At 46.9% G+C, this 10970-nt stretch carries 11 protein-coding genes; 3 read left to right on the top strand and 8 right to left on the bottom strand.

Features of this window, described 5'->3' with window-relative positions:
* Positions 1-121: 121 nt before the first annotated feature.
* Positions 122-700, bottom strand: coding sequence for a DUF1997 domain-containing protein (locus AACV78_RS05320; RefSeq protein WP_194011381.1), 579 nt, complete (start codon positions 698-700; stop codon positions 122-124).
* Between the two features lie 209 nt (positions 701-909).
* On the opposite strand from AACV78_RS05320, the gene pheA reads away from it, so the two are divergent.
* Together pheA and AACV78_RS05310 are read left to right on the top strand one after the other, a co-directional pair.
* The gene (pheA, locus tag AACV78_RS05315; protein ID WP_194011382.1) at positions 910-1833 is read left to right on the top strand and encodes a prephenate dehydratase; all 924 of its coding nucleotides are present in this window, start codon (positions 910-912) and stop codon (positions 1831-1833) included.
* Between the two features lie 29 nt (positions 1834-1862).
* Positions 1863-2507: a pentapeptide repeat-containing protein gene (locus AACV78_RS05310; RefSeq protein WP_194011383.1), complete on the top strand. Its 645-nt coding sequence runs from the start codon at positions 1863-1865 to the stop codon at positions 2505-2507.
* Positions 2508-2716: 209 nt separating this feature from the next.
* Here AACV78_RS05310 and AACV78_RS05305 read toward each other — a convergent pair whose 3' ends face one another.
* From AACV78_RS05305 to rpsL, 7 genes are all read right to left on the bottom strand, one after another.
* Entirely contained in the window at positions 2717-3655 is a 939-nt protein-coding gene (locus tag AACV78_RS05305) for a PspA/IM30 family protein (protein ID WP_194011384.1), read from the bottom strand.
* A 230-nt stretch (positions 3656-3885) separates the two neighbouring features.
* Positions 3886-4527, bottom strand: a complete 642-nt coding sequence (locus tag AACV78_RS05300) for an LON peptidase substrate-binding domain-containing protein (RefSeq protein WP_194011385.1) — start codon at positions 4525-4527, stop codon at positions 3886-3888.
* Between the two features lie 462 nt (positions 4528-4989).
* Entirely contained in the window at positions 4990-5307 is a 318-nt protein-coding gene (rpsJ, locus tag AACV78_RS05295; protein WP_194011386.1) for a 30S ribosomal protein S10, read from the bottom strand.
* A gap of 351 nt (positions 5308-5658) precedes the next feature.
* Positions 5659-6888 (bottom strand): elongation factor Tu, encoded by a 1230-nt coding sequence (tuf, locus tag AACV78_RS05290; RefSeq protein WP_194011387.1) that lies wholly within the window; start codon positions 6886-6888, stop codon positions 5659-5661.
* Positions 6889-6989: 101 nt separating this feature from the next.
* The gene (gene fusA, locus AACV78_RS05285) at positions 6990-9062 is read right to left on the bottom strand and encodes an elongation factor G (RefSeq protein ID WP_194011388.1); all 2073 of its coding nucleotides are present in this window, start codon (positions 9060-9062) and stop codon (positions 6990-6992) included.
* A gap of 330 nt (positions 9063-9392) precedes the next feature.
* Positions 9393-9863 carry a 30S ribosomal protein S7 gene (gene rpsG, locus AACV78_RS05280; protein WP_106150481.1) on the bottom strand — a complete coding sequence of 157 codons (471 nt, stop codon included), beginning with the start codon at positions 9861-9863 and terminating at the stop codon, positions 9393-9395.
* A 117-nt stretch (positions 9864-9980) separates the two neighbouring features.
* Entirely contained in the window at positions 9981-10361 is a 381-nt protein-coding gene (gene rpsL / locus AACV78_RS05275) for a 30S ribosomal protein S12 (protein ID WP_006632197.1), read from the bottom strand.
* A 272-nt stretch (positions 10362-10633) separates the two neighbouring features.
* Here rpsL and AACV78_RS05270 point away from each other — a divergent pair, with 272 nt between their 5' ends.
* A complete protein-coding gene (locus AACV78_RS05270) occupies positions 10634-10783 on the top strand; it encodes a hypothetical protein (RefSeq protein WP_194011389.1) in 150 nt (49 codons plus the stop codon).
* The last annotated feature ends 187 nt before the right edge of the window (positions 10784-10970 follow it).

The raw sequence follows: 10970 nt of genomic DNA, 5'->3' as shown, positions 1-10970 counted from the left end.
ATCGATACCCCATCTGTCACTCGAACTGCTATATTCGACCGTTTAACTAATATTTCTGCAATTAAGCCGATTTTTTGCCAAATATCGCTGTAAATTAATTCACCGATTCTCTAGCACAAAATTACCCTTCTAGAGATAAGATTTGAGGGCGATCGCTCGATATTACGTTTATTTCGTTGCTTGCCCACCGGCGGTAATCTAAGAGCAACTGGTGCATCAACCGCTGTTTGACGCTCAACAGCACGCTTTTGAGCAAACCGTTGCCCGTTGCTTCTAAAATCGGTTTCGGTGTCAGCCAGAAGGGCGGCGGTAATTCTACTTGCACTTCCAAATCGGCTTTTCCCTTCAAGCAGGTTAGCCCGCTACTTTGGTGTGCAGCAAGCTGTCCTTTAAGATTGAGAGCAAAGCGATCGTTTATGTAGCCCACTCCGAGAATTTCGCAAGCCACGGACTCTAAATTGATTGTGCCGTCTGACTGCGCCCACACCCTCATGTCTACCGTGGGTTGAATGTTCAGCATCATAAATTGTAACGGCCGCATTTTCAGGCGGAAACAGTCATCGCTTAGTTGCTCTGTGCGAGTGCGATCGACTAAGGCGTTCACCAGTCGCCTCGGCTGGCGCAGATAATGTTGAATGGGAACCCGTTCATCTGGTACGGCGATCTCAACGGATTGCGAAGAATTAAATCGGATATACATGAGAAAATATTAATATATAGGATTTGTAAGCATATCTTAATAAACTATAACCTTTTTAAGGTGACATAAGTCTGGCATTAGCTCGCGCACTCCCGCAATGTCATCCGAGAAATTACGGATCTAAGCTTTCGGGACTCTGGCTAATTTTTTCATCGTACCTGCTGGCTGATGAGAGTCAAGCAAACATTTGTAACATAAAACTACTAATTATGAAAATTTCAATCGCACATCTCGGCCCTGTAGGTACGAATGCAGAAACAGCAGCTCTAGCTTATGTCAATTGGTTAAGTCTCGAAACTAACACCGAATGCACCCTGTCTCCTTATTCCACCATTTCTCAGGCACTAGAGGCATCTGCCTCTGGGCTGGTTGACCTTTCAATTGTGCCGGTCGAAAATTCGATCGAGGGCAGTGTGACTGTCACCCTAGACACCCTGTGGCGGCTGGATGCACTCCGCATTCAACACGCCTTGGTTTTGCCGATTTCCCACGCGCTGCTGTCCAATGCTCAAAATTTTAACGAGATTCAAAAAGTTTACTCTCACCCGCAAGCCCTAGCTCAGTGTCAGTTGTGGTTGGCAAAGTTTATCCCGGCGGCTGAGTTGATTCCGGCAAATTCAACCACGGAAGCGTTGCAGTACCTAGAAGATAAAAGTATCGCGGTAATCTCTTCCCCAAGAGCGGCCGAACTCTACAAATTGCCCGTGCTAGCGAGCCCGATTAATGATTATCCTGACAATTACACTCGATTTTGGGTACTAGGCCCAAATACAGGAAAATTGGGAAACGCTGCAACATCCCACGACTCATCAATTCAATCCGCCACGAAATCAGCATCCCCGTCGCATCTAGAGACAACGCCTAATTGCACTCACACGTCACTAGCTTTTAGTGTACCTGCCAATAGGCCGGGATCGCTGGTAAAACCTTTGCAAGTATTTGCCAGTCGCGGTATTAATTTAAGTCGCATTGAATCTCGACCGACTAAGCGATCGCTCGGAGAATATATTTTTTTTACGGATGTTGAAGCGGATGCTGGTTCTACATTAGTGCGATCGGCAGTAGAAGAACTCAAAAATCACACAGAAACTTTAAAAATCTTCGGCTGCTACACTGTACTATCAGTAGTATAATTTTAGCTACCACTTAGGAGGCTAGCGACATGAATGCTGATGAAATTCTGAAGCGATATGCAGCCGGAGAAAGAGATTTTCACGAAACAAACTTAAAAGAAGCTTCTTTGCGAGAAGCTTTCCTGATTCAGATTAATCTAGCCTGTGCAACTTTGAATGAAATCAATTTAACTTTAGCAGACCTTAGTTCGGCAAACTTACTAGGTGCATTTCTCAAGAATGCTTGCTTAGTAATGACCAAACTAAATGGGGCAAACCTTAGCAAAGCAGATTTAACTTTTTCAAGGTTGACAGGATCTGAAATGATGCTGGTCAACCTGAACAAAGCCAATTTGATCCAGACAAAAATGATCGGTGTGGATTTGACCGGTGCCTCACTGTGCCAAGCTAACCTAATCGAAGCCAACCTCATTGATGCTTGCTTGGACAATACAGATTTTACAAAAGCTAATCTAACTGACGCAAAACTGCGGGGAGCGAGTCTAAAGCAGGCTAATTTGAAAGGAGCATTGTTGTATGAAGCTAATTTTGAGGGCGCTGACTTGCGCGGTGCTGACTTGCGCGGTGCTAATTTAAGCGGGGCTATTTTATGCGGTGCTAACCTCGAAGGCGCTAAGTTGGATGATGAAACGGATTTCAGCGGGGTGATTCATTTTTTTATCAGACAAAAGTAAGATAGGGCAATAATATATAGCCTTTCTCAAAAAGGTGAGGAATTGAGATTTTAGATTTTAGATTCTTCGACTTCGCGAGCGAACAAGTTTGAGATTTTAGATTGGGGGATTGGGGGATTGAGGAATTGGAAGATTGGAGAATTGAGGGATTAATTGGTTAATACCTCATCTTTCGCTCGAACTGCTATATAGGCGCAGCATCCAAACAATTAAGGACGGAAAAATATATTATTCATTTGGCGGAAAGTGCAGTTAATTTGCTCCTGTACCTTAGCAAAATGAACCTGCATCTTGAGAATCTCTTTCTTAGAATTCGCTTCAGTAATCTTGCTTTCCAAAGCCAGCAAGTTGCGGTTGAGAGTTTCTACTCGCACAGTTTGGTCGTCTAAGTCAATTTTTAATTCTGCTACTTTATCCAACTCTAGCTGCTTCCGAACCCAGGCGTGGCGAACCAAGTTTTCATCTCCTTTCTGAAGTGCTATCAAGGCTCGCTGCTGCCACTGATTGGCTTGAGATTCAGCTTGATTGTACTGCCACTGAATGCGGAGTTGGGCGGAAATTGCGCTACCAACAGCCTGACGCAATTCTTTGAGAGGTTCTTGAATTTCTGAGATCAACAAATCCCAAAGATTCATCAATTCGTTGGTAAATTCTTCGCGCTTTACAGAGGATACTAATGCTTCTAACAGCAGCAAATTTGGTTGCATTTGCTGCAGAATTGTCTCAAATATTAATTTTGCTTCTGACAACTGCCGATCGCTAGTTTTTTCTGAGACTGCACTGGGTGAGTTGTTTAATATTTTTTGAGTTTTATCTGTCCCTGTTTCTGAATCTAAGCTTACAGGTACGAAGGCTTGTAATTTTTCGCGGGCGATCGCGCTTAGCCTCTCTCGAACTAAATCGCAGGCCGCCTGCTGCAGGGGGCCTGTTTCGTTTTGACAAATCTCGATCGCTATTTTGAAGCCTGCATCGCCGTAATTAAAGGTTTCCTTCAGCGCCGCAATACGGTGTTCGCTGACTGCAGCCGACAGTCGGTGTTTAACTCCTGCTAGCCCGCCGAGTACCACACCGCCCACAGGAGGCGGCATTTGACCGCCTCTAACTGCATCGTATGGTTTCGGTTGGTCGTGATTTTCTAACACAAGCATTTAATGCGATAAAGAACCTATCCGAACTTGTTTGAATTTGCCGCTCAAATAGATACCAGTTCTTAAAAAGAATGGAATTCGGTAGTGCGATCGAAAGCTTTAGTCGATCGTTCATTCACAGTTTTAAAATCTTTGATAGGAAGATTTTAAATTGAAAATAATATGATTTGTGTGCAATTTGGGCTGATGTACAGGCAAAACCGAGCGTATTTTTTGCCTGTGCAAATTGGCTACTTGAGCGTATCTTTCAGTACAGTCCTTGCTGCTAAGTGATTGCGAGTAGAAGTTAAAATTTCGGTTTCGCGTTCCAATCTCGCAGCAGTATCTTGCAGTTCTAAAAGAGTTTGCTGTTCTGTGGCTGCGCCGTAAAGGTAGCTGGCTACCCAGTAAGACAATTCTGTGGGCAAACTGGGAATATCTTCGGGTAGGTCGATCGGCTGATCCATCAATTTGCTGGAGAGGCGAACTACATCTCTCAGCAGTTGTTCGACATCTTGGCCCAAAGGTCTGAGGTCTGTTTGTGGCGGTTCGTCTTCAATCCATTCTACTAGACCGACTAAATAGGGTTTTTCCCGAACGGCGTCGAGGACTCGGAACCGCTGCTGTCCGAGAGTCATGATTTTCATGCGATCGTCCGGGAGGCGCTGACAGTGAATTACTTCGGCGCAACAGCCAACGGCTGAGACTTTGTTTTGGTTGGGGTCCCACATGAGTACACCGAAACGGCGATCGCCCTCAAGAATCGTATTCATCATGATTCGATAGCGAAACTCGAAGATTTGCAGCGGCAGTGGTCTACCTGGAAATAGAACCACTTCCGGCAACGGAAATAAGGGGAGTTCGCGAACTGCGGAGGAGGAAGAGGATGCCATTGTCGCTCAAAGGTGACGGTACTTGCGCTTATTTTTCTTACTTTAACTGATTTGAGTCATTCCGGGGCGGGGAACAGGGGCGATCGGGCTTTTACGCGGGCTCCGGGATCGACGGCGGGCGATCGTCAATTCTCCCAGCCACCCCTACCAGCTCAAACAAGCCGTCATGCTTTCAAAATGATAAAAATTATGTTTTTGTTAAAGAAACAACATAAAAAGCTATGATAGCCACTTTAAAATGATTTTTTTTAGCGTTCCTACACAGTGCAAAGTTTAGATTAATTATACAAATTTATTGAGAAACTAATGACTAATGACTAATGACTACCCTTCGGCTTCGCTCTTCGGGCAAGATGACTAATGACTACTGACTACTGATTACTCTAGATCGCACTTTCAGCAAAAAGAAGGAACAATGTATTTTTCCATTGCTCCTTCTTTTTGTATTTAACATTCGTCAATCTACAGCTTGACTTCGATATCTACGCCGGCTGGCAAATCCAGTTTCATCAAAGCGTCAATTGTTTTAGCAGAAGGCTGGTGAATGTCGATAATGCGTCGGTGCGTGCGGGTTTCAAAGTGTTCGCGAGAATCTTTGTCTACGTGGGGCGATCGCAGCAAGCAATAAATCCGTCGTTTTGTCGGTAGGGGAATCGGGCCGATCGCAGTGGCGGCTGTCCGATTGGCTGTATCTACAATCTTTTCGCAGGATGCGTCTAGAATTCGGCGATCGAAAGCTTTGAGGCGAATGCGGATTTTTTGCTGTGGAATTGTTGCCATTTTTTTGTTTAATTTTCTAGGTTCAGTTTATTTTTAGTCATTAGTCAGTAGTCATTAGTCAGTAGTCATTAGTCAGTAGTCATTAGTCATTAGTTTTTACTTGTCAGTTTTTTTGCTAACAACTAACTGCGGACTAATGACCGTGCCCAAAAACTGATATCCCCCGACTTGAGTTCTGGAACTCCTAAAATTTTAGACTGCTGTTGAAGCTTCTAGATTGAATGCGGGAAGTCCATCTAAAATCTAAAATCTAAAATCTAAAATCGATTGACTGATGACTCATCACTAAATAGCAGAAAAGCCACTAAATTTGATTAGGCTTTTCTGCTATTTAAAGCGGAGCGCGGATTCCTACTTGAGGATTTTGGAAACAACGCCTGCACCCACGGTGCGGCCGCCTTCGCGGATGGCGAAGCGCATTCCTTGTTCGATCGCGATCGGGTGAATCAGTTCCACCGTCATTTTGATCCGGTCACCAGGCATCACCATTTCAGCTTCCGAACCGTCATCAGCAGTGAACTGCATGATTGTACCGGTTACGTCTGTTGTACGGACGTAGAATTGAGGGCGGTAGCCAGAGAAAAAGGGCGTGTGACGGCCGCCTTCTTCTTTCTTCAGAATGTACACTTCAGATTCAAACTGAGTGTGAGGCAAGATGCTCTTCGGCTTGGCAATTACCATGCCTCTTTCAATATCAGCCTTCAAAATACCCCGGAGAAGTAGACCCACGTTGTCGCCGGCCATGCCTTCATCCAAGGACTTGGTGAACATTTCCACACCAGTCACGGTAGTGCTGCGAGTGTCCTTAAGACCAATGATTTCGACTGTTTCGCCGACTTTAACTCTGCCGCGCTCGATCCGACCTGTCGCCACAGTACCCCGACCAGTAATCGAGAATACGTCTTCAACCGCCATCAAGAAAGGCTTGTCAATTTCGCGTTCTGGAGTAGGGATGTAAGAATCTACTTCTTCCATCAGCTTGTAAATCTTGTCAACCCACTCATTATCGCCCTTGACAGTCTTGGGGTTAGCAAGCATCGCTTCTAGAGCTTTCAAGCCAGAACCAGTCACGATGGGGATGTCATCGCCAGGAAAATCGTAGGAACTCAAAAGTTCGCGAACTTCCATTTCTACCAATTCCAAAAGTTCAGCGTCATCCACCATGTCTTCTTTGTTCAAGAAGACCACCAAGCTGGGAACGCCAACTTGCTTAGCTAGCAGGATGTGTTCGCGAGTTTGAGGCATGGGGCCGTCTGCTGCTGACACTACTAGGATGCCACCGTCCATTTGAGCAGCACCGGTGATCATGTTTTTCACATAGTCAGCGTGTCCGGGGCAATCCACGTGGGCGTAGTGACGCTCTGTGGTTTCGTATTCTACGTGAGCGGTATTAATCGTAATACCCCGTGCTTTTTCTTCTGGCGCAGCGTCGATGTCGGCGTAGTTCTTACCCTTAGCCTGACCCAATGCTGAAAGAGTCATCGTAATCGCGGCGGTCAAAGTTGTTTTGCCGTGGTCAACGTGACCGATGGTGCCGATGTTTACGTGGGGTTTATTCCGTTCAAATTTTGCGCGTGCCATTCTCGATCTGTTCCTTGTTTTTTTTAGCGATTTTAGACTTGAGATTTTAGATTCTAGATTTTGGATTCAATCCAAAATCCAAAATCTAAAATCCAAAATCATTAGTTCCCTTTGTTTTTCGCGATAATGGCTTCCGCCACATTTCGCGGCACTTCTTCGTAATGGCTGAATTCCATTGTGAAGATGCCTCTACCTTGGGTTTTCGAGCGGATGTCGGTGGCGTAACCAAACATTTCTGCTAGGGGAACCTTGACAGAAACTTTGGCAATTCCCTGATCCGTCTCTTGACCTTCGATATGACCCCGACGCGAGTTGAGGTCGCCGATGACGTTCCCGATATAATCTTCGGGAACTTCAACCTCTACCTTCATCATAGGCTCTAGCAGCACTGGCGACGCTTTCATCACGGCTTCTTTGATCGCCATTGAACCGGCGATCTTAAATGCCATTTCTGAGGAGTCTACGTCGTGGAAAGACCCGTCTACCATAGTAGCTTTAAGGTCGATCACGGGATATCCTGCTACAATACCTGATTCGCAGGCTTCTTTCATCCCTTGTTCTGCCGGGCCGATGTACTCTTTCGGTACAGTGCCGCCGACAATTTTGGAGACAAATTCAAAGCCGGTTCCGACTTCGGTGGGTTCTACTTCGATCACGACGTGACCGTACTGACCTTTACCGCCGCTTTGGCGGATAAATTTACCTTCGGCGCGGACGGCTTTGCGAATGGTTTCGCGGTAGGCTACTTGCGGCTGACCCACGTTGGCTTCTACTTTGAATTCCCGCAGCATTCTGTCTACCAGAATTTCCAGGTGCAGTTCGCCCATGCCGGCGATGACTGTCTGGTTGGTTTCTGGGTCAACGTTGACTCGGAAGGTGGGGTCTTCTTCCGAGAGCGACTGGAGGGCTTTGGAAAGCTTCTCCATATCTTGTTTGGTTTTGGGTTCGACAGCCACTGAGATGACTGGTTCTGGAATAAACAGGGATTCCAGAATCACTGGCGATCCTTCTTCGCAGAGGGTGTCGCCGGTGAAGGTGTCTTTCAAACCCAAGACTGCTCCCAAGTCTCCGGCGCGGAGTTCGTCAACTTCTATCCGATCGTCAGCTTTGAGGACAATTAAGCGAGAAACCCGCTCTTTTTTGTCTTTGGTGGAGTTGAGGACGTAGGTGCCCTTTTTGAGGATACCTGAGTAGACGCGAACGAAGGTCAGGCGGCCGTAGGGGTCTGCCATGATTTTGAATGCCAGGGCTGACATGGGCTCGCTGTCGTCTGCGTGTCGTTCTGCGGTGTCGCCGTTGGGCAGCAGTCCTTGAATCGGGGGAACTTCCAAGGGCGACGGCAGGTAGTCGATAACTCCGTCTAACAAAAGCTGAACGCCTTTGTTTTTGAATGCTGAACCGCAGAGCATGGGGACGATCGCCCCGGAGATTGTGCCCGCACGCAGGGCCGAGCGGATTTCCGCTTCTGTTAACTCTTCGCCTTCAAGGTATTTTGCCGTGAGGGCGTCGCTGGTTTCTGCTACAGACTCGATCAGCTTGGTGCGGTATTCTGCCGCGAGTTCTTTTACCTCATCGGGGATTTCTATTTCCTCGATATCGGTGCCGGTGTTGTTGTTGTAGATGTAGGCTTTCATTTCCACTAAATCTACAATTCCCCGGAAGTTTTCTTCGCTGCCGATCGGGATTTGGACTGGTACGGCGTTCGCTCTCATGCGATCGCAAATTTGGCCGTAAACTTTGTAGAAGTTTGCACCCATCCGATCCATTTTGTTGACGAACACGATCCGGGGTACTTTGTACCGATCTGCTTGGCGCCAAACTGTTTCGGATTGCGGCTGCACTCCGCCTACCGAGCAGAACACTGCGATCACTCCGTCGAGCACTCGCATCGAGCGTTCAACTTCGATCGTGAAGTCTACGTGTCCGGGAGTGTCGATGATGTTGATTTTGTAATCTTTCCAACTGGTGGTGATAGCAGCGGCAGTAATCGTGATTCCCCGTTCCCGCTCTTGCTCCATCCAGTCAGTGACTGCTGTTCCCTCGTGCACTTCACCCATTCTGTGAACCATGCCTGAATAGAACAGAATTCTTTCAGTTGTTGTTGTTTTGCCCGCATCAATGTGGGCGGCGATGCCGATGTTGCGAGTTTTTTCTAGCGGGACGGTACGTGCCACAGCTACCTCCTTGATTTTGTGTTGCTGTTATAATACTATTATACTACACAGAACCCGATTTTGCACTCCCAGCCACTTACCGTATAAGTATATGGAGCTTATTGTTACATTTTAATATTTTTTGCAACATTTGTTTACAAAAATATTAAGTATGCGAGATGGAGGATTCACAGAGTGCGTAAATTTTTGATTTTCGGAGTTTTGAGTTTGCCTGGGCGATCGCCACTGCGCCAAGAGAAGCAATCTCAACACCCAAAACTTACGCTTGCCAATCCCTCACTCGATGCTTTCATACCGCACGACCGGCTTGTTCTCCATGCCCGATTTGGCTTAGTACCGATAGTGAGCAAAAGCCTTGTTAGCTTCGGCCATGCGGTGTGTTTCTTCGCGCTTGCGAATAGCACTGCCTGTTTCGTTGGCTGCATCCATCAGTTCGTTAGCCAGCTTGGCGGCCATCGAGCGGCCGGTGCGGGCGCGAGCAAATCTGATCAGCCAGCGCAGGGCGAGGGTGGTTCCGCGATCGGAACGCACTTCCATAGGCACTTGGTAGGTGGCGCCACCTACCCGGCGGGCTTTGACTTCGACCAGGGGTGTAGCATTTTTGACTGCTTTTTCAAACAAGTCTAACGGTTCGGCTCCCGTGCGTTCTTGGATGGTTTTCATGGCATCGTAGACGATGCTGGAGGCCACGGATTTTTTGCCGTGCTGCATAATCCGTCTCACCATCATGCTTACCAACCGGCTGTTGTAGGTTGGATCTGGCGGAACTGGACGTTTTTGAATAACTGTGCGGCGAGACATAGTTTTATTGGGGTTTTTTGATTTTGATTGATTGAATTTGGGGTTGTGAGTTCAAATTTTAGATCGGCGATCGAACTTAATTTTTGCTGGCTCATCCCCGGCGATCGGGCGTCAGTGCTATTTTTTCTCTTTAGGACGCTTGGCACCGTACTTGGAGCGACCTTGCTTGCGGTCTTTCACCCCAGCGGTGTCTAATGTACCGCGAATGATGTGGTATCTAACTCCGGGCAAATCTTTTACCCGACCGCCCCGGATCATTACTACCGAGTGTTCTTGTAAGTTGTGACCAATCCCGGGGATGTAGGCTGTCACTTCAAAACCAGAAGTCAGCCGTACCCGAGCCACCTTCCGCAGCGCCGAGTTGGGTTTTTTCGGGGTAGTCGTGTACACTCTGGTGCATACTCCGCGGCGCTGGGGGCAACTCTTGAGAGCTGGCGATTTGGTTTTTTTCTGCGTTTGTTCCCGTGCTGAACGGATGAGTTGCTGAATAGTGGGCATGAGTTACGGCATTTCTAGCTTTTTGCTGAATATAGTGATTTGCGGCATCCGCACTGAAAGTCCCTTCCCTTCAGGAGGGACGGGATATATGAAAATAATTATGGGTAAGTGAGGATACCAGACTCCATATAGTACACTACTAGACTTTTTTTGGCAAGGAATTTGCGAGTACGGGCGATCGAACTTCCAGCAAGCAAGGAAGTTGGGACGAGGATCTCGCCCGCGAGTGCCTAATGTGTGGCATATTATTAATTAATTCAAGCTCAAATTTAATGGGGATCACAGCCGTCAGCCAAATTTATGACGGTTTTATGACGGTCGATATTTCGATCGCCTCACCATCTTCGGCAGACTCCCGTCAACCGAGTGCGCGCGATCGCATCACAGTCTGGGCCCGATCCATATCACATAAACTTATCTAAAATTGCCGGATAATTAGAGATACACATTGAGTTAACCGCAGGAGATGAGAACCAAAGCTTACATTCCCGAACAGACATTTTCCGAAGTTTACTTCAACATTTGGAAATCCGGTAAGATTAATCAAACTGTGTTCCAGAAAATACAACACGCAATTAATTCTGAGAGTCTAAAAAAAATCAGAAAAGC

The sequence above is a fragment of the Tychonema sp. LEGE 07196 genome, from assembly GCF_963890365.1.
Classification (GTDB): Bacteria; Cyanobacteriota; Cyanobacteriia; order Cyanobacteriales; family Microcoleaceae; genus Microcoleus.
The sequence above is the reverse complement of the archived record's forward strand: the minus strand, read 5'-3'. Positions and strand labels throughout refer to the sequence as shown.

Bases quoted from the DNA above. Each gene is read 5' to 3' on its own strand.
- AACV78_RS05320 (WP_194011381.1), bottom strand. From the start codon at position 700: ATGTATATCCGATTTAATTCTTCGCAATCCGTTGAGATCGCCGTACCA.
- pheA (WP_194011382.1), top strand. From the start codon at position 910: ATGAAAATTTCAATCGCACATCTCGGCCCTGTAGGTACGAATGCAGAA.
- AACV78_RS05310 (WP_194011383.1), top strand. From the start codon at position 1,863: ATGAATGCTGATGAAATTCTGAAGCGATATGCAGCCGGAGAAAGAGAT.
- AACV78_RS05305 (WP_194011384.1), bottom strand. From the start codon at position 3,655: ATGCTTGTGTTAGAAAATCACGACCAACCGAAACCATACGATGCAGTT.
- AACV78_RS05300 (WP_194011385.1), bottom strand. From the start codon at position 4,527: ATGGCATCCTCTTCCTCCTCCGCAGTTCGCGAACTCCCCTTATTTCCG.
- rpsJ (WP_194011386.1), bottom strand. From the start codon at position 5,307: ATGGCAACAATTCCACAGCAAAAAATCCGCATTCGCCTCAAAGCTTTC.
- tuf (WP_194011387.1), bottom strand. From the start codon at position 6,888: ATGGCACGCGCAAAATTTGAACGGAATAAACCCCACGTAAACATCGGC.
- rpsG (WP_106150481.1), bottom strand. From the start codon at position 9,863: ATGTCTCGCCGCACAGTTATTCAAAAACGTCCAGTTCCGCCAGATCCA.
- rpsL (WP_006632197.1), bottom strand. From the start codon at position 10,361: ATGCCCACTATTCAGCAACTCATCCGTTCAGCACGGGAACAAACGCAG.
- AACV78_RS05270 (WP_194011389.1), top strand. From the start codon at position 10,634: ATGGGGATCACAGCCGTCAGCCAAATTTATGACGGTTTTATGACGGTC.